Source organism: Bradyrhizobium commune (assembly GCF_015624505.1).
Taxonomy (GTDB): Bacteria; Pseudomonadota; Alphaproteobacteria; order Rhizobiales; family Xanthobacteraceae; genus Bradyrhizobium; species Bradyrhizobium commune.
In genome coordinates, this window is the sequence record NZ_CP061379.1 from 89833 (window position 1) to 114623 (window position 24791).

Sequence of the window (24791 nt, forward strand, 5' to 3'; positions counted from 1 at the left end):
TTCGCGCAGCCGCTGTCTAACCCACCCTACAAGGCCTGTCCTGGCCTCGCGAACAGCGGGGACGACTGCACCTCTCCCATATCCATTTGAATCCGCGTCCCTATATTGGCGCCTGATCCCCGAATCAGGCGGCCCATGCGCGTCTTCAGCGTCCCCATCTCAGTTCCGTTCCTGCGCACGGTCGTCTCAGCCCTGCTCGACGGCCGGCTGGTCGACGGTTTTGAGGCCCGCAGGGAGCCGGCGCGCCTTGCCGACGCCACGCTGTATCTGCCGACCCGGCGCGCCATGCGCGTCGTCCGCGAGATCTTCCTCGACGAGATGAAGGCGGACGCCGTGGTGCTGCCGCGCATCGTCGCGCTCGGCGACATCGACGAGGACGAGCTCGCCTTCGCTGACGAGGGCGAGCAGTTTTCGAGCGCGGCCCCGATCGACATTCCGCCGCGGCTCGGCGAGCTCGAGCGGCGGCTGACGCTCGCACAACTCGTCGCGGCCTGGGCCAAGCGTCCCGTGCTATCGCCGCTGGTGGTCGGCGGCCCCGCCTCGACGCTTGCGCTGGCGTCCGATCTCGCGCGCCTGATCGACGACATGGTGACGCGCGGCGTCGACTGGAGTGCACTCCAGGGCCTGGTGCCGGATCAGCTCGATCAGTACTGGCAGCATTCGCTCCAGTTCCTGAACATCGCGCGCGAGACCTGGCCCAATCATCTCGCGGAGATCAACCGCATCGAGCCCGCGGCGCGGCGCGATCTGCTGATCGCGGCGGAAGCCAGGCGCCTGACCGCGCATCCTCATGGCCCCGTGATCGCGGCCGGCTCGACCGGATCGATGCCGGCCACCGCAAAATTCCTGCACGCGGTCGCCTCGCTGCCGCATGGCGCCGTGGTGCTGCCGGGCCTCGACACCGATCTCGACGATGACGCCTGGCGAAGCATCGGCGGCGTGCGCGATGCGCTCGGCAAATTCGTGGAGCATCCGGCCTCGAACCATCCGCAATATGCCATGCATGCGCTGCTGGATCGCTTCGGCATCAAGCGCAGCGATGTCGACATTATTCAGCTGCCGGCCGAAGGCGGTCGAGATCTGCTCGCCTCCGAATCGATGCGGCCCTCCGCCAAGACGGAAGTCTGGCATGACCGGCTAAAGCAGCCGGATGTGGCTGCGAAGATCGCCGGCGGCATGAAAAACCTCGCGGTGGTCGAAGCGCCCAATCCCGAGATGGAAGCGCTTGCGATCGCCATCGCGATGCGCGAGGCGCGGCATCTCGACAAATCGGCGGCGCTGGTGACGCCGGACCGCGCGCTGGCGCGACGGGTGATGGCGGCGCTGACCCGGTGGGACCTCGCCTTCGACGATTCCGGCGGTGACGTGCTGATGGAAACCTCCGCCGGCGTTTTCGCGCGTCTCGCAGCCGAAGCGGCGACCAAGGGATTGGAGCCGCCGACGCTGCTCGCAATGCTGAAACACCCGCTGTGCCGGCTCGGCCGCGCGCCCGCTGCATGGAAGGCCGCGATCGAAGGCTTGGAGCTTGCTGTGTTGCGCGGGACGCGGCCGCCGGCCGGTACCGCCGGTCTCTTGCGCGAGTTCAATCGCTTTCGCGAAGAGCTTGCAAAATTGTGGCGCAGCGAAGTCTCCGCACTCCACAAAGCCGAGCCGCGCGCGCGGCTCAAAGCCGAGGATCTCGATCGCATCCAGGCGCTGATCGATACCTTGCAAAAAGCACTGGCGCCGGTCGAGAGCCTGGCGTCATCGAGGCCCTATGACTTCGCCGAGCTTGCGCACCGGCATCGCGAGATCCTGATCGAGCTGTCGCGCGACGAGCAGGGCATTGCGCAGGCCTACGAGGACCGCGAAGGCCTCGCGCTCGCCAGCGCCTTCGACGATCTCCTGCGCGGCGGCACGACCAGCGGATTGATGGTGACGTTGCCTGATTACGCAGATGTCTTCCAGACCGCGTTCGGCGATCGCGCGGTGCGGCGGCGTGACAGGCCCGGCGCGCGGCTCCAGATCTACGGTCCGCTGGAATCGCGCCTGATGCAGGCCGATCGCGTCATCGTCGGCGGGCTGATCGAGGGCGTCTGGCCGCCAGCGCCGCGCATCGACCCCTGGCTGAGCCGGCCGATGCGGCACGAGCTCGGCCTCGACCTGCCGGAGCGCCGCATCGGCCTCTCCGCCCACGACTTCGCGCAGCTGCTCGGCGCCGATGAGGTGATCCTGACCCATTCCGCCAAGGCCGGCGGCGCGCCGGCGGTGGCCTCGCGCTTCCTGCACCGGCTAGAGGCCGTCGCAGGCGACGCGCACTGGAAGGCGGCCATAGGCGCCGGCGAGAAATACGTGCAGTTCGCGGACGCACTCGACCAGCCTGCCGAGGTCAAGCCGGTCAAGCAGCCCGAGCCGCGACCACCGCGCGCGACGCGGCCGCTGAAGATGTCGGTGACCGCGATCGAGGACTGGCTGCGCGATCCCTACACGATCTACGCAAAACACATTTTGCGGCTCGACGCGCTCGACCCTGTCGACATGCCGCTCTCGGCCGCCGATCGCGGCTCCGCGATCCATGATGCGCTCGGCGAGTTCACCGAGAGCTACGCGACGCGGCTGCCCGCCGATCCTGCCCGCGTGCTGCGCACGATCGGCGAGAAATATTTCGAGCCGCTGATGGAGCGGCCCGAGGCGCGGGCGCTGTGGTGGCCCCGCTTCCAGCGCATCGCGCGCTGGTTCGGTGCATGGGAGATCGCGCGGCGCGACGCGATCGAGGCGATCACTGCGGAGACCCGCGGCGAGATCTCGATCCCGCTCGATCATGGACGCAGCTTCCGCCTCTCCGCCCGCGCCGACCGCATCGAGCGGCGCCAGGGCGGCGGCTACGCCATCCTCGACTACAAGACCGGACAGCCGCCGACCGGCAAGCAGGTCCGCATGGGCCTGTCGCCGCAGCTGACGCTGGAAGCGGCGATCCTGCGCGAGGGCGGCTTTCCCGACATCGACGCGGGCTCATCGGTGAGCCAGCTCGTCTATGTGCGCCTGAGCGGCAACAATCCGCCCGGCGAGGAGCGCATCCTCGAGCTCAAGATCAAGCAGGGCGACGAGCCGCAGCCGCCCGATACCGCAGCCGCAGAAGCCAGGGCGAAGCTGGAGGCGCTGATCCGCGCCTTCGACGACGAGCACCAAGCCTACATCTCGCTGAACCTGCCGATGTGGACCAACCGCTACGGCGCCTATGACGATCTCGCCCGGATCAAGGAATGGTCGGCGGCCGGCGGATTGGGGATCGAGGAATGGTGAAGCTGCCGCGCCCCATCCCCGACGAGGTGCGTGCGCGGCAGGCGCGCGCGTCCGATCCGACCGCGTCGGCGTTCGTGTCGGCCAATGCCGGCTCGGGCAAGACGCATGTGCTGGTGCAGCGCGTGATCCGCCTGCTGCTGGCGGGCGTGCCGCCGGAAAAGATCCTCTGCATCACCTTCACCAAGGCGGCCGCCGCCAACATGGCCGAGCGCGTGTTCACCACGCTCGGCCACTGGGTGACGTTGGACGATGCCGCGCTCGACGCCGCGATCCGCGCGGTCGGCATCCCGCATCCCAGCGCCAAGCTGCGACGCGAAGCACGAAAGCTGTTCGCCTGCGCGCTGGAGACGCCGGGCGGCTTGAAGGTGCAGACTATCCACGCGCTGTGCACGCGCCTGCTTCAGCAGTTTCCGTTCGAGGCCAACGTGCCGGCGCGTTTCGCCGTGATCGACGACCGCGACCAGACCGACATGATGGAGCGCGCCAATTTAAAAGTGCTGCTGGAGGCCGCGCGCGATCCGGAGAGTGTCACCGGCCGTGCGCTCCTGACCGCAATGGCGAGTGCCGCCGACGTCACCTTCAAGGAGGTCGTGCGCGAGGCATGTCTCAGCCGCGACCATTTCATGGCCTGGACCGACGAAGCCGGCAGCGCGGAAGCAGCCGCCACGCAGATGGCGGCGGTGCTGGGTGTCGATGCGAGCGACCGTATCGAAGACATCGAGACCGAGATCCTCGACGGCCCGTTCCTGCCGCGATCGCGCTGGGACGACATCGCCCTTGCGCTGGCGGACGGCACGGCCTCCGACAACACCCAGGCCGATCGGCTCCGCGCGGCCAAGGCGTTTTCAGGCAGCGATCAGGTCGATGCCTATCTCGGCGTCTTCCTCACCGACGAAAAGCTGCCGCGCAAGGCCGTGCTGACCAGGAAGTTTGGCGATCACAATCCGTCCGTCGCGCGCCTGTTCGAGAACGAGGCGCAGCGTCTCGGCGGGCTGATCGAGACGCGCCGCGCCGTGACCGTGCGTGACCGCACCGCGGCGCTGCTGCATATCGCGACCGCCGCCGCCCAAAACTACCGGCGCGAGAAGCAGGAGCGCGGACTGCTCGACTATGACGACCTGATCAACAAGACGCTGGCGATGCTCGACCGCGTCTCCTCGGGCTGGGTGCATTACAAGCTCGACCGCGGCGTCGACCATGTCCTGATCGACGAAGCGCAGGACACCAGCCCGCGGCAATGGGACATCGTCGCCCATATCATCTCCGAGTTCACCGCCGGCGAAGGCGCGCGCGAGGGGCTGAACCGCACCGTCTTCGCCGTCGGTGACGAAAAGCAGTCGATCTTCTCGTTCCAGGGCGCAGCGCCCCACGAATTCGATGCGCGCCGGCGCGAGCTGCATCGCAAGTTCACCGCCGCCGGACTGAAATTCGACCCCGTCGCCTTCACCTATTCATTCCGCTCCGGCGCCGCGATCCTGCATTCCGTGGACCACGTCTTCCGCGATCCCGCGATCTACAAGAGCATCCATTCGGTCGAGACCGGCCATCCCCTGCACAATGCGCTCAGTGACGCGGGCCCGAGCGTGATCGAGCTGTGGGATCTCGCCGAGGCCGATGACCGGCAGGACATCGAGGGCTGGCGCGCGCCGTTCGACGGCGTCGCCGTCACCAGCCCCGAGGTCAAACTCTCGCGCCGCATCCAGGCCGAGATCAAGCGGCTGGTCGAGAGCGGCACCCTGACGGGGCACGAGGGCGAGCGGCGGCCCTTGCGCTATGGCGACATGCTGATCCTGGTGCGCCGGCGCGGCAACGCGTTCGACGCGGTGATCCAGGCACTGAAGCACGCGGGCATTCCGGTCGCCGGCGCCGACCGGCTGAAACTCACCGAGCACATCGCAATCATCGATCTGATGAACCTTGCGGATGCGTTGCTGCTGCCGCAAGACGACCTTGCGCTCGCGGTCGCGCTGAAGAGCCCGCTGTTCGGGCTCGACGACGACGATCTGTTCGCGCTTGCCTGGGACCGCAAGGGATCGCTACGCCGCGCGCTCGGCGAGCATGCGGCCACAAGCGAGAAATTCGCCGCGGTACTGCGACGCCTGGAAGCCTGCGAGGCGCGCGCCCGCGAGGAAACGCCGTTCGCCTTCTATGCCTGGCTGCTCGGCGGCGACGGCGGCCGCGCGCGCATCCTGCGCCGGCTCGGCCACGAGGCCAACGACGCGCTCGACGAGTTCCTGGAGTTGGCGCTGAATTGCGAGCGCAAGGCGCCGGCCTCTCTGCAAGGATTCATGGCCTGGCTGCGCTCGGCCGATACAGAAGTGAAGCGCGACATGGAGATCTCGCGCGACGAGGTGCGGGTGATGACGGTGCACGGCGCCAAGGGCCTCGAGGCTTCCGTCGTTTTCATGGTCGACACCACGTCGTCGCCCGCCGATTCGCAGCGGCTGCGGTTGATCCACGTGCCGCGCGGCAATGGCGGCGAGGTCGTGGTCTGGGCCGGCCGCAAGGCGGACGATCCGAAGCCGGTGGTCGAGGCGCGCAAGGCCATGCTGGAGGAGACGGAGGACGAATACCGCCGCCTGCTCTACGTCGCGATGACGCGCGCGGCCGACCGGCTGATCGTCGGCGGCTGCATGCCCGGCAACATGAAGACGGTGCGGAAGCTGAGCTGGTACGATCTGATCGACACCGGGCTTTCCGGCTCGGGCCTGGAGAAGCAGACAACCGAGACGCCGCTCGGCAAGGTGACGCGATTCGCCCGGCCGGAGGATGTCGCGGCGCTGGGCACGCCGGCAACCTCGGTCGATCAGACGATCGCGCTCCCGGACTGGCTGCGGACGCCGGTACCGCGCGAGACCGTCAACGAGGATCCGGTGCGGCCTTCCGGCCAATCCGCCGACGAAGGCCGCACCGTACGAAGTGGCGAATCGGTGCAATCCCGCGCGCTGGCGCTGCAACGCGGCACCCTGGTGCACCGGCTGCTGCAATCCCTGCCGGACATCGCCGTGGAGCGCCGGCATGACGCCGCGCTCGGCTTCATGGCGCGCAATGCCTCCGACTGGACCGAGGCCGACCGCGCCGTGTTGGCCGACAAGGTGCTGGCGCTGATCGCCGAGCCGCGCTTTGCGCCGGTCTTTGCCGCCGGCAGCCGGGCGGAGGTCGCCATCGTCGGGCGGCTGGAGCGGCCGGGCCGCAGCCCGGCGCTGGTGTCGGGGCAGATCGACCGGCTGGTGGTGACGCCGGACGAGGTTTTGATCGTCGATTTCAAAACCAACCAGGCGGCGCCGAAAAGCGCCGCCGAGGCGCCGGCGGCCTATATCCGGCAGCTGGCGCTGTACCGGGCGGTGCTCTCCCGGCTTTATCCCCAAAGGCCCGTCAGGGCCGTCCTGCTCTGGACCGAGATCCTTGAATATATGGAGATTTCAGCCCCCGCGCTGGACGCGGCGCTGGCATCCCCTCATGTCGGCGTGAGCGTCCTTGACCCGGCAAGGGGCCGTTCATAGGTTGACGCCATGATCCCGGGCGCGATTCCAGGTCGCGCCGATTCGTTCAACCGAGTGAGGTACTCCAATGGCCGTTAGCAAGGTTTCCGACACCGATTTCGAAGCCGAGGTGCTCAAGGCGGACGGCCCCGTGGTCGTCGATTTCTGGGCCGAATGGTGCGGCCCCTGCCGCATGATCGCACCCGCCCTCGACGAGATCGCCGGCGCGATGGGCGACAAGGTCAAGATCGTGAAGCTCAACGTCGACGAGAGCCCGAAGACCGCGTCCAAGTATGGCGTGATGTCGATTCCGACCCTGATGATTTTCAAGGGCGGCGAAATGGCCTCCCGCCAGGTCGGCGCGGCGCCGAAGGCGAAGCTCCAGCAGTGGATCACCTCCGCGGTCTGATCCACGTCGCAATCGGATTTTCAGCGGCCGGCGAAAGCCGGCCGTTTTGTTTTGCCGTAGCCCGGATGGCGCCTACTTGATCCAGCCCGTCGCCAGCGCATTAGCCAATTCCGGTTGATCGTTGCGTCGCGCGAGCGCGGCCATCGTCTCGTGATCGTAGGCGATATTGCGGAACGTGACTTGCCAGGCACCGTCAACGAGCTCGAGAATCGCATAGCGCGCATCCGGCGTGCCGGCTTCGACGACATGCGGAAACGGATGCACGTCGCGATAGCCGGGGCTGCCGACGCTGCCGGGATTGACGATCAGCCGGCCATCGCGCAATTGCACGGCGCGGGTGAGATGGGTGTGGGCGCAGAGGATCAGCGACTGCGTGATCCCTTGCGCGAATTGCTCGATGCGGTCGAGCGGGGATAGTGCGACAGTGCCGTCGGGATGCACGGTGTCGAGCCAGTAGACCTCGTCGTTGTCAGGCGTCGCATGACAGAGAAAAACCTCGTCGCGGAACACACGCGTCATCGGCTGCGCGCGCAGCCAGTCGAGCTGCGCAGCATTGAGCTGCGCATGCGCCGGACGGTCCCACGAGCCCATTTTCTCCGGGGGGCGGTCGAGCAGATAGCGATCGTGATTGCCAAGCACGTTCACGGCATCGAGCTGCATCAGGATCTCGATGGTGCGGCGCGCATCGAGCGGGCCGCTCAGCATGTCACCGAGATTGACGATGTCGGTGATGCCTTGCGCTCCGATGTCGGCGAGCACGGCTTCAAGCGCAAGATAGTTTCCGTGGACGTCGGCAATCGCGGCAAAACGCATCGGTAACCTCTATGCAGGAGGTGTGCCGTTGATGCCGAGCACATGCCCGGCGAGATAGAGCGAGCCGGTAATCAAAATGCGCGGCGGCACTTCGTAGGCGAGTTTCGACAGCGCGCGCAGCGCCGCCTCGATTCCGGGCGCGATCTCGACGCGCATGCCGAGGCTGCGCACGGCATCGGCCAGGCGATCGACCGGCATCGCGTTCTCGGTGTCCGGAATCGACACCGCGATGATGTGGCGCGTGAGCCCGGCGAAATTGGCGAGGAAGGCCTGCGCGTCCTTGTTGGCCATCATGCCGGCGATGACGACCAGCGGCCGCGACACCCGCTCCTCGAGATCGCCGAGCGCAGCGGCTGCGACGCGGCCGCCCTCGGCATTGTGACCGCCATCGAGCCAGATCTCGCTGCCCTGCGGTCCCCACGAGAGCAGCTCGCCCGAAGTGATGCGCTGCATCCGCGCCGGCCATTCGGCACTGAGGATGCCGGCCTCGAACGCCGCGTGATTGACCTTGAAGGTGGAGATGGCGCGCAGCGTCGCGATCGCGAGGCCGGCATTGTCGAACTGATGACGGCCGAACAGGCGCGGCGCCGCAAGATCCATCAGGCCGCGCTCGTCGGAATAGACGAGGCGCCCGTGCTCGACATTGACGTGCCAGCTTTCGTTCGCGGCAAACAGCGGCGCGCGCATGCACTTGGCCTGCGCCTCGATCACCGCCATCGCCTCCGGCGTCTGCTCGGCCGAGATCACGGGCACGCCTCGCTTGATGATCGCGGCCTTCTCGCCGGCAATCGACGTCAGCGTATCTCCGAGGAAATCCATGTGATCCATGCTGACCGGCGTGATCACGCAGGCCGCCGGCTGATCGACCACATTGGTCGAATCGAGCCGGCCGCCGAGGCCGACTTCGAGCAGCACCGCGTCGGCGGGATTTTGTGCGAACAGGTGGAAGGCGGCCGCCGTCTTGAGCTCGAACACGGTCGCAGGCTCGCCGGCATTGACGCGCTCGACCTGTTCCAGCACCGCGCGCAATTCGTCGTCGGAGACCAGCACGCCGCCACCGACGCGGCCGAGTCGGAAGCATTCGTTGATGCGGACGAGATACGGCGAGGTGTAGACATGCACGCGCAGGCCCGCGGCCTCCAGCGTCGCGCGCAGATAGGCGACCGTCGAGCCCTTGCCATTGGTGCCGGCGACGTGGATCACGGGCGGCAATTTGCGTTCGGGATGGCCGAGCCCCTCGAGCAGGCGATGCATCCGCTCAAGCCCGAGATCGATGCGTTTCTGATGCAGGGCCGACAGCCGCCCGATCACATCATCGAGCGACGGCTTTGCGCTGTCAGCGGAGGCGTTCACGCGTGGGGCGCAGCCGGCGCCGTCTCGGGAGCCGATACGATCTGCGCCGAGGTCGTCACCGGCTGGACCGATTTCGAGGCACCATCAAGCGCCGGCGCCTTGGTGAGCAGGCGGCACAGCCGCGCCAGCGTCGGGCGCAGTTCATGGCGATGCACGACCATGTCGACCATGCCGTGCTCTTTCAGATACTCGGCACGCTGAAAACCCTCGGGCAGCTTTTCGCGAATGGTCTGCTCGATCACGCGCGCGCCGGCAAAACCAATGAGCGCGCCGGGCTCGGCGATCTGCACGTCGCCGAGCATCGCATAGGATGCGGTGACGCCGCCGGTGGTGGGGTTGGTCAGCACGACGATATAGGGCTGTTTTGCCTCGCGCAGCATCTGCACCGCGACCGTGGTGCGCGGCATCTGCATCAGCGACAAGATGCCTTCCTGCATGCGCGCGCCGCCGGAGGCCGCGAACACGATGAAAGGCGACTTCTTCTCGACCGCGAGCTCGAGCCCGCGCACGATGGCTTCGCCTGCGGCCATGCCGAGCGAGCCACCCATGAAATCGAAATCCTGCACGGCGATGACGACGCCGGCGCCTTCGAGCTTGCCGTAGCCGACCTTGATCGCGTCGTTCAGATTGGTGCGCGCCCGCGCATCCTTGATGCGGTCAGCGTATTTCTTTTCGTCACGGAATTTCAGCGGATCGGGCGTGACGTCGGGCAGCGCGACATCGAACCAGGTCTCGTTGTCGAAGATCGACTTCAGCCGGGCGACTGCGCCCATGCGCATGTGATAGTTCGAGCCGGGGATGACGAACTGGTTAGCCTCGACGTCCTTGTAGAACACGAGCTGCCCGGAATCCGGACACTTGATCCACAGATTCTCCGGCGTCTCCCGCCGCAGCATGTTGCGGATCTTCGGCCGGACCACATTGGTAAGCCAGTTCATGGTTTGCTCCGATGTGCGACCCCGCTGGGAATCGCCTGAAGGACTATATGGCGGCCGGGCCTCTGCCCGGCAAGCCGCCGTGTCGCCCGCCCTGAAAGCGGAATTATGGCCTATTCGGCCGCCTGCTTCGCGCCCTTGACGCCCTGGGCCAGGGCCGCGGTCAGCTCGGCGACGGCGTTAACGGTTTTGGCGGTGGCGCGGCCGTCCGCATCGAGGCTGTTCTTGAGCGCGTCGACCAGCGCAGTGCCGACCACCGCGCCATCGGCATGGGAGGCGATGGCGCGCGCATTCTCCGGCGTGCGGATGCCGAAGCCGACGCAGATCGGCAGCTTGGTATGCTGCTTGATGCGCGCGACAGCTTGACCGACAGCATTCGAGTCCGCCGCCGCTGCACCGGTAATGCCGGCGATAGAGACGTAATAGACAAAGCCCGATGTGTTCGCGAGCACCGCGGGCAGGCGTTTGTCGTCGGTGGTCGGGGTCGCGAGGCGAATGAAGTTCAGGCCCGCCTTCAGCGCTGGAATACAGAGCTCGTCGTCTTCCTCCGGCGGCAGATCGACGATGATGAGGCCGTCAACACCGGCAGCCTTGGCATCAGCCAAGAACTTGTCGACGCCGTAAATGTAGATCGGATTGTAGTAGCCCATCAGCACCAGCGGCGTGAAATTGTCGTCCTTGCGGAAACCGCTCACCAGTTCCAGCGTCTTCTTCAAGGTCATGCCACCCTTGAGCGCGCGTAGGCCTGCAGCCTGAATCGAGGGACCATCCGCCATCGGATCGGTGAAGGGAATGCCGAGCTCGATGATTTCGGCGCCTGCCTTGGGCAGCGCCTTGACGATATTGAGCGACGTCGTGAGATCGGGATCGCCGGCCATCACATAGGTGACAAAGGCCGCGCGGCCTTGTTTTTTCAGCTCGGCAAAACGGGTGTCGATACGCGTGGTCATGATTTCGCGGCCGCTGTGCTATACCTCTCCCCTCTGGGGAGAGGTCGGCTGCGAAGCAGCCGGGTGAGGGGGATGGAAAGGTTCAAGTCGAGAGCGCGAAGACTTCGCGAGTCGCAGACGAGCGCCGAAGCAAAGCTTTGGCAAGCCCTGCGCAACCGGCAGCTCGCGCGCTGGAAGTTTCGTCGCCAGCACCCGGTCGACCGATACATCGTGGATTTCGTGACGCTGGACGGAAAGCTGATCGTCGAGGTCGATGGCGTGACGCACGCCAAACCAGGTCGAACGCGATAAGGCGCGAACCGAGGTGCTCGAATCCTGCGGCTTCTTCGTTCTTCGCGTCTCGAACACGGATGTGTATGAGAATCTCGAAGGTGTCCTCGAGCTTATCGAAACATCACTGCGGTTCGAGTGAACGGAAAGACCCATCACCCGGCTGCTTCGCAGCCGACCTCTCCCCGGTGGGGAGAGGTGAGGAGAGCGCGACACCCGCTTCACTTGCTCTTGCCCTTCAGGATGTCGCCGACCTGGGGGACGTCCTTGTCGCCGCGGCCGGAGAGATTGACGACCATCAGATGGTCTTTCGGCCGTTTCGGCGCGAGCTCCATCACCTTGGCGATGGCGTGCGCGGGCTCGAGCGCGGGGATGATGCCTTCGAGCTTCGACAGCAGCTGGAACGCGGCGAGCGCCTCGTCATCGGTCGCGGAGAGGTAATTGACGCGGCCGATCTCGTGCAGCCAGGAATGCTCGGGGCCGATGCCGGGATAATCGAGGCCGGCCGAGATCGAATGCGCATCCTGGATCTGGCCGTCCGCGTCCATCAAGAGATAGGTGCGGTTGCCGTGCAGCACGCCGGGACGGCCGCCGGCAATCGAAGCCGCATGCAGCTGCGTCAAACCATGGCCCGCGGCTTCGACACCATAGATTTCGACGCTGGAATCATCGAGGAAGGGATGGAACAGGCCCATCGCATTCGAGCCGCCGCCGATGCAGGCGACTAGCGAATCCGGTAGCCGCCCTTCGACCTCCTGCATCTGCGCCTTGGTCTCGTTGCCGATGATCGACTGAAAGTCGCGCACCAGGGTCGGATAGGGATGCGGGCCCGCCACCGTGCCGATGCAGTAGAAGGTGTCGTGCACGTTGGTGACCCAGTCGCGCAGCGCCTCGTTCATGGCGTCCTTCAGCGTGCGCGTGCCGGACTGCACTGGATGCACCTTTGCGCCCAGCATCTCCATGCGGATCACGTTGGGCTGCTGCCGCTCGACGTCGACGGCGCCCATATAGACCACGCAGTCGAGACCGAAGCGCGCGCACAGCGTCGCGGTGGCGACGCCGTGCTGGCCGGCGCCGGTCTCGGCGATGATGCGCTTCTTGCCCATGCGCCGCGCCAGCATGATCTGGCCGAGCACATTGTTCACCTTGTGCGAGCCGGTGTGGTTGAGCTCTTCGCGCTTCAGGTAGATCTTTGCGCCGCCGAGATGCTCGGTCAGACGCTCGGCGAAGTAGAGCGGCGAGGGACGGCCGACATAGTTCTTGAGATAGCCGCTCATCTCGGCCTGGAACGCCGGATCGGCCTTGGCCGCGGTGTAGGCCTTCTCAAGATCGAGGATCAGCGGCATCAGGGTTTCGGCGACGAAGCGGCCGCCGAAGATGCCGAAATGGCCGCGCTCGTCTGGGCCGCTGCGGTAGGAATTTGGTTTGGCGATGTTCATCGAACGCTCAACTCTTGACTTGCATCTTGGCTTGCGCGCGCGGCGCGGATGAAGGCCTTGATCAGCTCCGGGTCCTTGACGCCTGGGGCGCTTTCGACCCCGGAGGAGACGTCGACGCCGCCGGCGCGGGTGACGCGAAGGGCTTCCGCGACGTTGTCCGCATGAAGCCCGCCCGAGACCATGTACGGCAGCTTCAGATCGAGATTTTCCAGCAGGTGCCAGTCGAAAGGCGCGCCCAGGCCGCCAGGGCGGGTCGCGTCCTTCGGCGCCCGTGCGTCGAACAGGATGCGGTCGGCGACCGCGGCGTAGCCGGGCAGCACGGCGAGGTCGGCTGATGTTGCGACCGGCACCGCCTTCATCACGGGGCGGCCGAACTTCTGCTTGATGTCGCGCAGCCGCGCCACGCTCTCCTTGCCGTGGAGCTGGAAGATATCCGGCGACAGCGCGTCCATGATGTTGTCGAGCGTGGCGTCGTCGGCATCGACGGTGAGCGCGACCTTGAGCGCGCGCCGCTTCACCTGACGGCCGAGGTCGCGCCCGGTCTCCAGCGATAGATGCCGCGGCGACGGCGGAAAGAACACGAACCCGACCATGTCGGCGCCCGCGTCGAGCGCCGTTTCGAGCGTCTCACGCGTGGACAGGCCGCAGATCTTGACGAGCAGGGACATGGTCTCAAAGCAGGTGAAGGCCGCGGGTCCGCGGCCGGAAAACAGGGCTTTCGGTTGCGGCCGCTTCTACAACGTCGCGCGCTGCTTGTCTCGCCCGATGGCCCCGTAAAGGCCCACCCCGGAGGGTACCGGGAGACGCTGGAGCTCGGGCTTTGCCGGGGTCGTCTGGGCCCGCAGGCCGGCTAATTCGCCCCTCGCCGCCCGTGCATCGGCCTCATGCCGGCGCGCGGCGCGCCGCCAGTGCCGCTGGCCGAACCAGACGGCACAGCCGCCGACCAAGACACCCAATGCAGCTACCAGGATCAGCAGCAGGAACAGCGGCACGTCACGCGACAACGCCGGATCCCGCGCCATGAAGGGATCGAAGGAGACGGTGACGTCATGCCGGTTGGCGGCGGCGAAGGTCACCAGGAGCAGGGCCAGCGGAATCACGAACAGCCAGGTCAGAAACTTTCGCATCGCGTATCGCTCGCCTTGAATCAAGCCTGCGGCCGCATCAAACGGCCGTTCGTCCAAGCCCGGACGACAGCCTCAGTCCGGCGCACCCGGATCCGGATGGTCGCGGTTGAGCCGCTCGCGCATTTCCTTGCCGGTCTTGAAGAACGGAACGCTCTTCTGGTCGACAGGGACATGGGCGCCGGTGCGCGGATTGCGGCCGGCGCGTGCAGGGCGATGCTTGACCGAGAAGGCACCGAAGCCGCGCAACTCGACGCGGTCACCGCGCGCGAGCGCTGCGACGATCTCTTCGAGAATCGCATTCACAATGTTCTCGACATCCCGCTGGTAAAGATGCGGGTTGTGCTCGGCGATACGCTGAACAAGTTCGGATTTGATCATCGAGAGATAGGACCCGGAAGCGTGCGGATGACCATTTCCGTGAAAATACCGTGATCTGTCAAGACGCTAAATGAAGGTTGCGCGTCGTGAAAATGCGTGACAAATGCCGGAAAAGCGTGCCGCCCCGCCACCCGCGAGACGGGAAAAAGGTCCCGACCTCGCGTTGTTCCCGCTGTTTCCCGGTCAATTCGACGCGGCGGGCTGCCACAAGGCCAGCATTCCATCCATCCCGGCGCGATCGACCGCCTGCACAACACCTGTTTGCGCGATTTGATGCGCAATCGAGCCTAAACCAAGCGCTTCCAGCGTCACGGAGGCAGCCGTCTTGAGGAACGGCAAATCACTGAAGCGGGGCTCGAGCTTGTAGTCGCGCACGTTAAGACCCTTCTTGACACCCTTCTGCTCTTCGAGCCAGGTCACGGCGGTCTTCTCGTCGCCGAGCTGGTCGATCAGCTTGAGATCGATCGCCTGGCGTCCGGTGAAGACGCGGCCATCGACGACTTTTTCGAGCTGCGTGTCATCCATGCCACGGCGCTGCTTCACCAGATCCTTGAACCAGGCATAGGAATCCTTCACCAGCGCATCGAGTGCTGCGCGCGCTTCCGGGCTGGTCGGCTCAAAGCCGTTGGGCGCGGCCTTGAGCGGGGTGGACTTCACCTCCTCGACCTTGACGCCGACGGTCTTCAACAGCTCCGCAAAGTTCGGAAACTGGAACAACACGCCGATCGAGCCGACCAGCGAGCTTTGCTGGGCGATGATGTGGTCGCTCGCGATCGCGGTGATGTAGCCGCCGGACGCGGCGAGGCCTTCGACCACGACGACCAGCGGCTTCTTCGCCTTCAAACGCGTCAAGGAATCGTAGAGCTGCTCGGAGCCGGCGGTGGTGCCGCCCGGCGAGTTGATGTGGACGATGACGGCCGCGGCCTGCGAATCCTCCAACAGCTCCAGCGCCCGCGTGCGATCGGAATCGCTGCGGATCAGGCCATCGATCTGCACCCGCGCGATCGAGCCCGCGGAGACAAAGGTGCCGGGCGCGCCGGGCGTCGCGATCAGTGCGAATCCGGCGATCGCCGCGATCGCGATCAGCGCGGCCATGACGCGCCAGAAGGTCAGCTTGCGGCGGATCCTGCGACGATCGACGATGATGTCCGAATCGAGCGACATCGGAATATCTCCAAATGAAAGGCCGCCGACGTTGTGCCATCACAACGTGACCAACGGCTTGTCTGGATACATCAATTGCGGCGCAATTTGAAGAAAACAAGGCCTGCTGCTGTGTCGGCCGGAAAGGTCACCACACACGCAGGTGTCGTCCCGGCGAAGGCCGGGACCCATAACCACAGGGAGTGGTCGTGGGGCGCAGCTGGTCACTCCGAGTCTTCGCAAAACTATTGCTGCGGCGTATGGGTCCCGGATCGGCGCTCCGCTTCGCTACGCTTGTCCGGGACGACGATAGCAACAAAAAAGCCCCGGCTTGCGCCGGGGCTTTGATCTCAGCGAAAAGAAGCGTTTCGCTTACTTGCTGTCGCGGTTCTTGAGCGCGGTGCCGAGGATGTCGCCGAGCGTCGCACCCGAATCGGAGGAGCCGTACTGCGCGATGGCTTCCTTCTCTTCGGCGACTTCGAGCGCCTTGATCGACACCTGGACCTTGCGGGCCTTCTTGTCGAACTGGATCACGCGGGCATCGACCTTCTCGCCGACGGCAAAGCGTTCGGCGCGCTGGTCGTTGCGGTCACGCGCGAGCTCCGAGCGCTTGATGAAGGTCGAGAAGTCGGTGCCGGCGATCTTCACCTCGATGCCGCTCTCCTTCACTTCGAGCACTTCGCAGGTCACGACCGCGCCCTTCTTGACATCGCCCGGCTCGGCGAAGGGGTCGCCTTCGAGCTGCTTGATGCCGAGCGAGATGCGCTCCTTCTCGACGTCCACATCGAGCACCACGGCCTTCACCATGTCGCCCTTCTTGTAGTTGTCGATCACCTGCTCGCCCGGAAGCTTCCAGTCGAGGTCGGAGAGGTGGACCATGCCATCGACGTCGCCCTCGAGACCCAGGAACAGACCGAACTCGGTCTTGTTCTTGACCTCGCCCTCGACCACCGAACCGGTCGGGTGACCTTCGACGAAGACCTCCCACGGGTTGCGCATGGTCTGCTTGAGGCCGAGCGAGATGCGGCGCTTGACGGAATCGACTTCCAGCACCTGCACTTCGACTTCCTGCGAGGTCGACACGATCTTGCCGGGATGCATGTTCTTCTTGGTCCACGACATCTCGGAGACGTGGATCAGGCCTTCGATGCCCGGCTCGAGCTCGACGAACGCACCGTAGTCGGTGATGTTGGTGACGCGGCCCGAGAAGCGCGCACCCAGCGGGTACTTCGCCTCGATGCCCTGCCACGGATCGTCCAGTAGCTGCTTCATGCCCAGCGAGATGCGGTGCGTCTCGTGGTTGATCTTGATGATCTTGACCTTCACGGTCTGGCCGATCGAGAGCACCTCGGTCGGGTGGTTGACGCGGCGCCACGCGATGTCGGTGACGTGCAGCAGGCCGTCGATGCCGCCGAGGTCAACGAACGCACCGTAATCGGTGATGTTCTTGACCACGCCGTCGATCACCTGACCCTCTTCGAGGTTCTGCACCAGCTCCTGACGCTGCTCGGCGCGGGTCTCTTCCAGCACGGTGCGGCGGGAGACGACGATGTTGCCGCGGCGGCGGTCCATCTTGAGGATCTGGAACGGCTGCGCGTTGTTCATCAGCGGCGCGACATCGCGGATCGGACGGATGTCGACCTGCGAGCGCGGCAGGAAGGCGACGGCGCCGTCGAGGTCGACGGTGAAGCCACCCTTGACCTGGTTGAAGATGACGCCCGTGACCTTCTCGTTGTTCTGGAACGCCTTCTCCAGCTTGCCCCAGCTCTCCTCGCGGCGCGCCTTGTCGCGCGACAGCACGGCTTCGCCGAGGGCGTTTTCGATGCGATCGAGGAACACTTCCACCTCGTCGCCAACCTTGATCTCGCTGTCACGGCCGGGGCCGGAAAATTCGCGCAGCGCAACGCGGCCTTCGGTCTTCAGGCCGACGTCGATGACGGCCATGTCCTTTTCAATTGCAACCACCTTGCCCTTGACGACCGAGCTCTCCTGCAGGTTGCCACCTGCAAAGGACTCGTCGAGCATCGCGGCGAAATCGTCGCGCGACGGGCTATAGGTATCAGCGGAAGTCGAAGCCATTTGTTCTCCAGTTGCGGATGTCTTGCCGGCCGTTGGGTTTTTGGGCGTATCGGGCGTGCAGTGTCGGAAGGTCCGCAAGACCTTCGAGCGACCGCTCGTTGCTCCGGTCGAAGGACCAGAACAGCGGAAGCGGGCCGGCTGAGGCCCGCACGTTCGATACGTGGAAATCTTTGTCCGGAGCCTGGATCGCACCGGTCCCCAAACAGGGACCTGATGTATCGACCTCAAAGAGCGGGAGCGGGCGCTTCCTCCAATGACGGCTGCGGCTTAACCCCGCGACCGGCCCGCTCGGACGGCCTCGATAATGTCGATGGCGGCCCGGACGCCGCCTTCTATATCCAGTTGGGAGTTATCTAGCAAGTAAGCATCCGCGGCCGGTTTTAAAGGCGCAACCGGCCTGGTCTGGTCCCGTTCGTCGCGCGCAATGATGTCGGCGAGCACCGCCGCCTCGTCCGCCTCCTCGCCGCGCGATTTCGCCTCAAGGGTGCGGCGGCGGGCGCGGACCTTGGGGTCGGCAACCACAAAGATCTTCACGTCGGCGTCGGGGCAGATCACGGTTCCAATATCCCGGCCGTCCAGCACGGCGCCCGGCGGATCGGCGGCAAATTGCCGCTGGAAATTGACCAGGACCTCCCGGACTCTGGGGATCGCCGAGACGATGGAGGCGCCCTCGCCGGTCTTCTGCGTCTTCAGCGCCGGATTGCCGAACTTTTCGGGATCGAGCTCCAGCGCGGCCGCGACCGCCGCCGCCTCATCCCGCAGATCATGACCCGACTGCATCAGGGCGTAGGCGACCGCACGATAAATCACGCCGGTATCGAGGTGACGATAGCCGTAGTGATGGGCGAGGCGCTTGCCGAGCGTGCCCTTACCCGAGGCCGCGGGTCCGTCGATGGCGATGATCATGAAAACTCGGCTCCCAGCGAACGCATCATCGGGATGAAGTCCGGGAAACTGGTGGCGATGAAGGCGGTGTCGTCGACGGTCACCGGCTGATCGGACGCGCAGCCCATGACGAGCGCGGACATCGCGATGCGATGGTCCATATGGGTGGCGACGCGACCGCCGCCGGGGACATGGCCGCGGCCCTCGACGATCAGATCATCGCCGGAGACCTCCACCTTCACGCCGTTCACGCGCAGCATGGCGGCCGTGGCCTCGAGCCGGTCGGATTCCTTGACCCGCAGCTCCTGCAAGCCGCGCATGATCGTTGTGCCTTCGGCGAAGGAGGCTGCGACTGCGAGCACCAGATATTCGTCGATCATCGAGGGCGCGCGCTCCGGCGGCACTTCGACGCCGCGCAGTTTCGAGGCTCGCACGCGCAGCTGCGCCATCGGCTCGCCGGCGTCGCCGCGGACTTCGCTTTCCTCGATGGACGCGCCCATTTCACGCAACGTCGTGAAAAGACCGGTGCGTAGCGGGTTGGTCATGACATCGGACAGAACGACATCGGAGCCTTCGACGATCAGCGCCGCAACGATGGGGAACGCTGCCGAGGAGGGATCGGCGGGCACCACGACGGTGGCGCCGTGCAGCTCAGGCTGGCCCACGAGCGTGATGCGGCGGCCATGCTGGCCTTCCTGCACCGACATGATGTCCGCGCCAAAATGCTTCAGCATCAGCTCGGTGTGGTCGCGGCTGGCCTCGCTCTCGATCACGGTCGTGGTACCCGGCGCGGCCAGGCCCGCTAGCAGCACCGCGGACTTGATCTGGGCCGAGGCGACCGGGGTCTTGTAGGTGATCGGCAACGGGTCGCGTGCGCCCTGGACCGTCAGCGGCAGCCGGCCGCCCTCGCCACCCGCGACGACCTTGGCTCCCATCTTCTCAAGCGGGTCCAGGATCCGGCGCATCGGGCGGCTGCGCAGCGAGGCGTCGCCATCGAAAATCGCCGAAATCGGACAGCCTGCGACCGCGCCCATGACCAGCCGGCACCCGGTGCCGGAGTTGCCGAAATCGAGCGCCGCCTTAGGCTCGGCAAAGCCACCCACGCCGACCCCGCGCACGGACCAGGCGAAGTTCCCGGTCCGCTCCACGGTCGCGCCCAGCGCCTGCATAGATTTGGCGGTGTTGAGGACGTCCTCACCTTCCAGCAGGCCCGAAATCCGGGTCTCGCCGACAGCGAGCGCGCCCAGGATGAGGGCGCGATGGGAGATCGACTTGTCCCCGGGCACCTGCACTTTCCCGGTCAAGGGACCGCTTGCGCGCGACTGAAGCGGCGTCGGCTGGTCGGAATGGGTCAAGATTGTGTCCTTAGATGAGCCCTCAAGGGGTTGCGCGCAGGTATCACATGGTCAGAGCCTCGTCACGGGCATGTCTTTCTCCCGTAATGCGCTATTGACAGCGGGCCGCCAACTAGCCAAGTGAAGCACCGCTTTTCAGACATTCCCAGGATTCCTCTGCCGTGGCCAAGTCCGAACTCGGAACCAAACGTATTTGCCCGACCACGGGCAAGAAGTTCTACGATCTCAACAAGAATCCGGTGATCTCGCCCTATACCGGCGAGGTGGTGCCGATTGCGCCGGTGGCGCCGGCGCGTGCGACCCGCGGCGCCGAACCCCGGCACGCGCCGGCCGCCGACACCACGCCGGAGCCGGCGGAGGTCGAGGAGGTCTCGCTCGAGGAGGCCGATGCCGAAGAGAACACCGGCAAGGTCAAGGCTGTCGTCCCCGAATCCGAGGACGATATCGAGGTCGACGAGACCCTCGACGACGACGATGACGATGATTCGACCTTCATTCCCGACGAAGAAGAAGGCGATGAGGACGTGACCGACATCATTGGTGATGTCGGCGGTGACGAAGAGACTTGAGATAATTCCAGAACTGTGGTTCTGGGTCTCTCCCGACGCGTCGCCCAAGGCGCGTCGGATGGTTAAGGGGCCATAGCTCAGCTGGGAGAGCGCTTGCATGGCATGCAAGAGGTCGGCGGTTCGATCCCGCCTGGCTCCACCAGCCTTCGCGAGGCGAAGGCTGCCGCGCCGAAGCCCGGTCGGGCGAAGGCGGGCTCTATTGACCCTACTCCCCGATCACCGCATTGAGCCGGTCGCGCAGCGCCACGATCTCGTCTTTCATGGCGACCAGCTCCGACACCGAGCAATCCGAGGCCGCCAGGATCGATTGCGGCACACTGCGCGCCCTCTCCTTCAACGCATGGCCCTGCGGCGTCAGCGCGATCAGGACCTGGCGTTCGTCCTCGCTCGAGCGCGTGCGCCTGACCAGATGAGCGGCCTCGAGCCGCTTGAGCAACGGCGTCAGCGTGCCTGAATCGAGAAACAGCTTTTCGCCGATGTCCTTCAACGGCACGTCGTCGCGCTCCCACAGCACCAGCATCACCAGATATTGCGGATAGGTCAGGCCGAGCCGGTCCAAGAGCGGCTTGTAGACGCGGTTGAAGGCGTGCGTGGCGGAATAGACCGCGAAGCAGATTTGATTGTCGAGCCGCAGCGGGTCCACCGCCGCTTGTTTCCGGGCCATCTTGTCTCTCATGCGATTCGTCCCGTCATTCTGGGACCTGGCGACCGCCTATTCAATTGCGAACAATTAAATGTGAGACGCTCGAATTTAAATTGCGCACAATCTAATTGTTTGCGATAAAGATCGCACCCCAACCCGGAAAGCCCGAGGAGACGACCATGTCCGTGAACGTCCTCTACAAGACCAGCGCAAAAGCCACCGGCGGCCGTGACGGCCATGCAGCGACCCTCGACGGCGCGCTCGACGTCAAGCTCACCACGCCGAAGGAGCTCGGCGGCGGCGGCGGCGCCGGCAACAATCCCGAACAGCTGTTTGCGGCAGGCTACGCCGCCTGCTTCATCGGCGCCATGAAGTTCGTGGCCTCCCAGGGCGGCCCGAAGGTCCCGGCCGACGCCTCCGTCACCTCGACCGTGGGTATCGGCCCGCGCTCGGCCGGCGGCTTTGGCCTCGACATCGATCTCGCCGTCTCGCTGCCGGGCCTTGCCCGCGCGGAGGCCGAGACGCTGGTCGAGAAGGCGCATCAGGTGTGCCCCTACTCCAATGCGACGCGCGGCAATGTCGACGTTCGTTTGACGGTCGTCTGATCGTCGATGCCGATCGGTCGGCCCGGGATATCCCGGGCCGGCCACTTCTGCTTGATTTGCCACGTTGCGGGATTGCACCGCGGCGTCGCATACGGCCCCACGCAACAAGCCATTGCTGGCGCAAAAAAACCTCGCTAGGCCTGTGATCAAATCTCGACACAGGGGAAGCGAAGACATGACTGAAGCCGCCAGTTCTAACGCTGCCGCGGGCGCAATGAGCGGACTGCGCGTCATCGATCTCACGCGCGTGCTTGGCGGTCCCTACTGCACCCAGATCCTTGCCGACCACGGCGCCGACGTGATCAAGGTCGAGCCGCCCGCCGGCGACGAGGTGCGCGACTGGGGCCCTCCCTTCCACGACGAGGACGCGGCCTATTTCGTCGGCATCAACCGCAACAAGCGCTCGATCGGCCTCGACCTCGCCTCCGAGGGCGGCCGCATCGTGCTGCTCAAGATGCTGGAGACGGCCGACGTCCTGATCGAGAATTTCAAGCCGGGCACGCTGGAGAAATGGGGCATCGGCAACGACGTGCTCAGCAGGAAATTCCCGCGCTTGGTGCATTGCCGGATCTGCGGCTTCGGCGCCGACGGCCCGCGCGGTGGCAATCCCGGCTATGACGCCATCATCCAGGCGATGACCGGCATGATCGCGGCAACCGGCTCGCCCGAGAGCGGCCCGATGCGGATCGGCGTGCCGCTGGTCGACATCACCACCGGTCTTTACGCGGCGATCGGCATCCTGATGGCGCTGTCGGAGCGGCAGCGCTCCGGCAAGGGCCAGTTCCTGGAGACGACGCTGTACGAGGCCGGCCTTGCGATCATGCATCCGCACACCGCGAATTATTTCATGCATGGCAAGCCGCCGGGCCTGACCGGCAACGAGCATCCCAACCTCGTGCCCTATGCGATCTTCCCGACCAAGACCGACAACATCTTCATCGGCGTCGGCAATGACGGCACCTTCCGCAAGCTCGCCAAGGAGATCGGCAAGCCCGAGCTCGGCACCGACCCGCGCTTTGCCCGCAACAAGGACCGCATCGCCAATCGCGATGCGCTGCGCGCCGAGCTTGCCGCCGTGTTCAGCCAGCACGAGGCCGAGCCACTGTGCAATCGGCTGCTGGCCGCGGGCCTGCCCGCAGGGCCCGTGCAGAAGATCGACCAGGCGTTGACCAACCCGCACACGATCGCGCGCGGCGATGTCATCGAGAAGGATTGGTACAAGGGGGTCGCCTCGCCGATCCGGCTCGATCGCAGCAAGCCCAGCCTGCGCCGGCTGCCGCCGAAATTCAGCCAGCACTCCCAGGAGGTGCTGGGCGAGTTCGGCTACTCCAAGTCGGAGATCGACGCGATGGTCGAGAAAGGCGTTGTCTGCGGCCCCGAGCGCAAGCGCTAGTTGGCCCACTCCCTCTCCCGCTTGCGGGAGAGGGTTGGGGAGAGGGTATCCGCGACGGGACAATCCCCCAGAGGATAAAGCCCTCACCCGCGCTGCGCGCGACCTCTCCCGCAAGCGGGAGAGGTTTTCGAACCCGCGGCCTGCTTGTTAGCCTCACACGTCCAATGCCGCACTGCGGCGCGGGCGCGGATGTGCACTGCGAACGGAGGCTGCCTGCTCCACCCTTCGCCTATTTGACGACTTCCCATTTGGCCGCGCTTGCTGCTTTCGTTTCTCCCGCCTACACAGTCATGTGAACGTCATATGGCGCTGCTAGCGCAAGCGATCTTTTTGACGGCTGAGGGAGGTATTCTTGATGGCTCTTCGACACTTTGGGGCGGCTGCCGCATTTGCAGTCACGGTTGGCATGACGGCTTCGCCGGCGCTCGCCGTCACTGAGATCCAGTGGTGGCACGCGATGACGGGCGCGAACAACGACGTCATCGTCAAGCTCGCCAACGACTTCAACGCGTCGCAGAGCGATTTCAAGGTGATCCCGACCTACAAGGGCAACTACGCCGACACGATGAACGCGGGCATCGCCGCCTTCCGGGCCGGCAACGCCCCGCACATCATGCAGGTGTTCGAAGTCGGCACCGCGACCATGATGGCCGCGACCGGCGCCGTGAAGCCGGTCTACAAGCTGATGGCCGACGCCGGCGAGAAGTTCGATCCGAAGAACTATCTGTCCGCGATCACCGGCTATTACTCGACCTCGAAGGGCGAGATGCTGTCCTTCCCCTTCAACTCGTCGTCGACCGTCATGTGGGTGAACCTCGACGAGCTCAAGAAGGCGAACGTCGAGATCCCGAAGACCTGGCCCGAGACGTTCGAGGCTGCCAAGAAGCTGCATGACAACGGTCATCCGACCTGCGGCTTCTCGGGCTCCTGGATCACCTGGGTCAATCTCGAGCAGCTCTCCGCCTGGCACAACGTGCCGCTCGCCAGCAAGGCCAACGGTCTCGACGGCTTCGACACCGTGCTCGAGTTCAACGGACCGCTCCAGGTCAAGCATCTCGAGAAGCTGGTCGAGCTCCAGAAGGACAAGACCTACGACTATGCCGGCCGCACCAATACCGGCGAAGGCCGCTTCACCTCGGGCGAATGCGCGATCTACCTGACCTCGTCGGCCTTCTTCGGCAACGTCAAGGCGCAGGCCAAGTTCGCCTTCAACGCCGTGCCGATGCCGTACTATCCCGACGTCAAGGGCGCGCCGCAGAACTCGATCATCGGCGGCGCTTCGCTCTGGGTCATGGGCGGCAAGTCGGCCGACGAATACAAGGGCGTCGCAAAATTCCTGACCTTCCTCTCGGACACCGATCGCCAGGTCTACATCCACAAGGCGTCCGGCTATCTGCCGATCACCAAGGCGGCCTACGAGAAGGCGAAGGCCGAGGGCTTCTACAAGGATCAGCCCTATCTCGAGACCCCGCTGCTCGAGCTGACCAACAAGGAGCCGACCGAGAATTCGCGCGGTCTGCGCCTCGGCAACATGGTGCAGCTGCGTGACGTCTGGTCGGAAGAGATCGAGCAGGCGCTCGCCGGCAAGAAGACCGCCAAGCAGGCGCTGGATGCGGCTGTCGAGCGCGGCAACGCGATGCTGCGGCAGTTCGAAAAGACCGCCGTAAAATAAGGCGACGGC

At 65.4% G+C, this 24791-nt stretch carries 22 protein-coding genes and 1 tRNA gene; 10 read left to right on the forward strand and 13 right to left on the reverse strand.

Annotation, left to right across the window (positions count from 1 at the left end; all coding sequences use genetic code 11):
- Nucleotides 1–135: 135 nt before the first annotated feature.
- From addB to trxA, 3 genes are all read left to right on the forward strand, one after another.
- Entirely contained in the window at nucleotides 136–3282 is a 3147-nt protein-coding gene (gene addB, locus IC761_RS00395; protein WP_195801361.1) for a double-strand break repair protein AddB, read from the forward strand.
- Nucleotides 3276–6785 carry a double-strand break repair helicase AddA gene (gene addA / locus IC761_RS00400; protein ID WP_195801362.1) on the forward strand — a complete coding sequence of 1170 codons (3510 nt, stop codon included), beginning with the start codon at nucleotides 3276–3278 and terminating at the stop codon, nucleotides 6783–6785. The genes addB and addA overlap by 7 nt, the downstream gene beginning before the upstream one ends.
- 67 nt (nucleotides 6786–6852) lie before the next feature.
- Complete coding sequence (gene trxA / locus IC761_RS00405) at nucleotides 6853–7173, forward strand: thioredoxin (protein WP_195801363.1); 321 nt, start codon at nucleotides 6853–6855, stop codon at nucleotides 7171–7173.
- 72 nt (nucleotides 7174–7245) lie between these two features.
- On the opposite strand, the gene IC761_RS00410 is transcribed toward trxA, so the two are convergent.
- The 4 genes from IC761_RS00410 to trpA all read right to left on the reverse strand — a co-directional run bounded on the left by IC761_RS00410 (nucleotide 7246) and on the right by trpA (nucleotide 11224).
- Nucleotides 7246–7986 carry a metallophosphoesterase family protein gene (locus IC761_RS00410; protein WP_195801364.1) on the reverse strand — a complete coding sequence of 247 codons (741 nt, stop codon included), beginning with the start codon at nucleotides 7984–7986 and terminating at the stop codon, nucleotides 7246–7248.
- Nucleotides 7987–7995: 9 nt separating this feature from the next.
- Nucleotides 7996–9339 (reverse strand): bifunctional folylpolyglutamate synthase/dihydrofolate synthase, encoded by a 1344-nt coding sequence (locus tag IC761_RS00415; protein WP_195801365.1) that lies wholly within the window; start codon nucleotides 9337–9339, stop codon nucleotides 7996–7998.
- Nucleotides 9336–10277 carry an acetyl-CoA carboxylase, carboxyltransferase subunit beta gene (accD, locus tag IC761_RS00420; protein WP_195801366.1) on the reverse strand — a complete coding sequence of 314 codons (942 nt, stop codon included), beginning with the start codon at nucleotides 10275–10277 and terminating at the stop codon, nucleotides 9336–9338. Before accD ends, IC761_RS00415 begins: the two co-directional genes overlap by 4 nt.
- A gap of 110 nt (nucleotides 10278–10387) precedes the next feature.
- Nucleotides 10388–11224 carry a tryptophan synthase subunit alpha gene (gene trpA / locus IC761_RS00425; protein ID WP_195801367.1) on the reverse strand — a complete coding sequence of 279 codons (837 nt, stop codon included), beginning with the start codon at nucleotides 11222–11224 and terminating at the stop codon, nucleotides 10388–10390.
- 72 nt (nucleotides 11225–11296) lie between these two features.
- Between trpA and IC761_RS36040 the strand changes: the two genes are divergently transcribed.
- A complete protein-coding gene (locus tag IC761_RS36040; RefSeq protein WP_283814482.1) occupies nucleotides 11297–11515 on the forward strand; it encodes an endonuclease domain-containing protein in 219 nt (72 codons plus the stop codon).
- Between the two features lie 13 nt (nucleotides 11516–11528).
- Entirely contained in the window at nucleotides 11529–11636 is a 108-nt protein-coding gene (locus tag IC761_RS36045; protein WP_283814483.1) for a DUF559 domain-containing protein, read from the forward strand.
- Between the two features lie 79 nt (nucleotides 11637–11715).
- Here the strand turns inward: IC761_RS36045 and trpB are convergent, their stop codons facing one another.
- From trpB to aroA, 8 genes are all read right to left on the reverse strand, one after another.
- Entirely contained in the window at nucleotides 11716–12933 is a 1218-nt protein-coding gene (gene trpB, locus IC761_RS00435) for a tryptophan synthase subunit beta (protein ID WP_195801368.1), read from the reverse strand.
- Nucleotides 12930–13601 carry a phosphoribosylanthranilate isomerase gene (locus IC761_RS00440; RefSeq protein ID WP_195801369.1) on the reverse strand — a complete coding sequence of 224 codons (672 nt, stop codon included), beginning with the start codon at nucleotides 13599–13601 and terminating at the stop codon, nucleotides 12930–12932. The genes trpB and IC761_RS00440 overlap by 4 nt, the downstream gene beginning before the upstream one ends.
- A gap of 66 nt (nucleotides 13602–13667) precedes the next feature.
- A complete protein-coding gene (locus tag IC761_RS00445) occupies nucleotides 13668–14060 on the reverse strand; it encodes a lipopolysaccharide assembly protein LapA domain-containing protein (protein ID WP_195801370.1) in 393 nt (130 codons plus the stop codon).
- Nucleotides 14061–14132: 72 nt separating this feature from the next.
- Complete coding sequence (locus IC761_RS00450) at nucleotides 14133–14438, reverse strand: integration host factor subunit beta (RefSeq protein ID WP_007598410.1); 306 nt, start codon at nucleotides 14436–14438, stop codon at nucleotides 14133–14135.
- A gap of 183 nt (nucleotides 14439–14621) precedes the next feature.
- Entirely contained in the window at nucleotides 14622–15602 is a 981-nt protein-coding gene (gene sppA, locus IC761_RS00455) for a signal peptide peptidase SppA (RefSeq protein ID WP_195801371.1), read from the reverse strand.
- 351 nt (nucleotides 15603–15953) lie between these two features.
- The gene (gene rpsA, locus IC761_RS00460) at nucleotides 15954–17660 is read right to left on the reverse strand and encodes a 30S ribosomal protein S1 (protein WP_195801372.1); all 1707 of its coding nucleotides are present in this window, start codon (nucleotides 17658–17660) and stop codon (nucleotides 15954–15956) included.
- Nucleotides 17661–17927: 267 nt separating this feature from the next.
- A complete protein-coding gene (gene cmk / locus IC761_RS00465) occupies nucleotides 17928–18566 on the reverse strand; it encodes a (d)CMP kinase (RefSeq protein ID WP_195801373.1) in 639 nt (212 codons plus the stop codon).
- Entirely contained in the window at nucleotides 18563–19900 is a 1338-nt protein-coding gene (gene aroA / locus IC761_RS00470; RefSeq protein ID WP_195801374.1) for a 3-phosphoshikimate 1-carboxyvinyltransferase, read from the reverse strand. The genes cmk and aroA overlap by 4 nt, the downstream gene beginning before the upstream one ends.
- 161 nt (nucleotides 19901–20061) lie before the next feature.
- On the opposite strand from aroA, the gene IC761_RS00475 reads away from it, so the two are divergent.
- Both IC761_RS00475 and IC761_RS00480 read left to right on the forward strand, forming a co-directional pair.
- Nucleotides 20062–20469 (forward strand): TIGR02300 family protein, encoded by a 408-nt coding sequence (locus tag IC761_RS00475; RefSeq protein ID WP_195801375.1) that lies wholly within the window; start codon nucleotides 20062–20064, stop codon nucleotides 20467–20469.
- A 66-nt stretch (nucleotides 20470–20535) separates the two neighbouring features.
- Nucleotides 20536–20611 (forward strand) — tRNA-Ala (locus IC761_RS00480).
- Between the two features lie 63 nt (nucleotides 20612–20674).
- On the opposite strand, the gene IC761_RS00485 is transcribed toward IC761_RS00480, so the two are convergent.
- On the reverse strand, nucleotides 20675–21133 hold the full coding sequence (locus IC761_RS00485) for a MarR family winged helix-turn-helix transcriptional regulator (RefSeq protein ID WP_195801376.1): 459 nt from the start codon (nucleotides 21131–21133) through the stop codon (nucleotides 20675–20677).
- Between the two features lie 158 nt (nucleotides 21134–21291).
- Here IC761_RS00485 and IC761_RS00490 point away from each other — a divergent pair, with 158 nt between their 5' ends.
- From IC761_RS00490 to ugpB, 3 genes are all read left to right on the forward strand, one after another.
- Entirely contained in the window at nucleotides 21292–21717 is a 426-nt protein-coding gene (locus IC761_RS00490) for an organic hydroperoxide resistance protein (RefSeq protein ID WP_195801377.1), read from the forward strand.
- A gap of 175 nt (nucleotides 21718–21892) precedes the next feature.
- Nucleotides 21893–23110 (forward strand): CaiB/BaiF CoA transferase family protein, encoded by a 1218-nt coding sequence (locus IC761_RS00495; RefSeq protein WP_195801378.1) that lies wholly within the window; start codon nucleotides 21893–21895, stop codon nucleotides 23108–23110.
- A 355-nt stretch (nucleotides 23111–23465) separates the two neighbouring features.
- Nucleotides 23466–24782 (forward strand): sn-glycerol-3-phosphate ABC transporter substrate-binding protein UgpB, encoded by a 1317-nt coding sequence (gene ugpB / locus IC761_RS00500; protein WP_195801379.1) that lies wholly within the window; start codon nucleotides 23466–23468, stop codon nucleotides 24780–24782.
- Nucleotides 24783–24791 lie beyond the last annotated feature (9 nt).

Excerpts from the sequence above, each read along its gene's own strand:
- addA (WP_195801362.1), top strand. The coding sequence starts at position 3,276 with ATGGTGAAGCTGCCGCGCCCCATCCCCGACGAGGTGCGTGCGCGGCAG.
- IC761_RS00445 (WP_195801370.1), bottom strand. The coding sequence starts at position 14,060 with ATGCGAAAGTTTCTGACCTGGCTGTTCGTGATTCCGCTGGCCCTGCTC.
- IC761_RS36040 (WP_283814482.1), top strand. The coding sequence starts at position 11,297 with ATGGAAAGGTTCAAGTCGAGAGCGCGAAGACTTCGCGAGTCGCAGACG.
- accD (WP_195801366.1), bottom strand. The coding sequence starts at position 10,277 with ATGAACTGGCTTACCAATGTGGTCCGGCCGAAGATCCGCAACATGCTG.
- IC761_RS00440 (WP_195801369.1), bottom strand. The coding sequence starts at position 13,601 with ATGTCCCTGCTCGTCAAGATCTGCGGCCTGTCCACGCGTGAGACGCTC.
- cmk (WP_195801373.1), bottom strand. The coding sequence starts at position 18,566 with ATGATCATCGCCATCGACGGACCCGCGGCCTCGGGTAAGGGCACGCTC.
- trxA (WP_195801363.1), top strand. The coding sequence starts at position 6,853 with ATGGCCGTTAGCAAGGTTTCCGACACCGATTTCGAAGCCGAGGTGCTC.
- IC761_RS00450 (WP_007598410.1), bottom strand. The coding sequence starts at position 14,438 with ATGATCAAATCCGAACTTGTTCAGCGTATCGCCGAGCACAACCCGCAT.
- IC761_RS00490 (WP_195801377.1), top strand. The coding sequence starts at position 21,292 with ATGTCCGTGAACGTCCTCTACAAGACCAGCGCAAAAGCCACCGGCGGC.
- trpA (WP_195801367.1), bottom strand. The coding sequence starts at position 11,224 with ATGACCACGCGTATCGACACCCGTTTTGCCGAGCTGAAAAAACAAGGC.
- IC761_RS00495 (WP_195801378.1), top strand. The coding sequence starts at position 21,893 with ATGACTGAAGCCGCCAGTTCTAACGCTGCCGCGGGCGCAATGAGCGGA.
- rpsA (WP_195801372.1), bottom strand. The coding sequence starts at position 17,660 with ATGGCTTCGACTTCCGCTGATACCTATAGCCCGTCGCGCGACGATTTC.
- sppA (WP_195801371.1), bottom strand. The coding sequence starts at position 15,602 with ATGTCGCTCGATTCGGACATCATCGTCGATCGTCGCAGGATCCGCCGC.
- addB (WP_195801361.1), top strand. The coding sequence starts at position 136 with ATGCGCGTCTTCAGCGTCCCCATCTCAGTTCCGTTCCTGCGCACGGTC.
- ugpB (WP_195801379.1), top strand. The coding sequence starts at position 23,466 with ATGGCTCTTCGACACTTTGGGGCGGCTGCCGCATTTGCAGTCACGGTT.
- IC761_RS00485 (WP_195801376.1), bottom strand. The coding sequence starts at position 21,133 with ATGGCCCGGAAACAAGCGGCGGTGGACCCGCTGCGGCTCGACAATCAA.
- trpB (WP_195801368.1), bottom strand. The coding sequence starts at position 12,933 with ATGAACATCGCCAAACCAAATTCCTACCGCAGCGGCCCAGACGAGCGC.
- IC761_RS00410 (WP_195801364.1), bottom strand. The coding sequence starts at position 7,986 with ATGCGTTTTGCCGCGATTGCCGACGTCCACGGAAACTATCTTGCGCTT.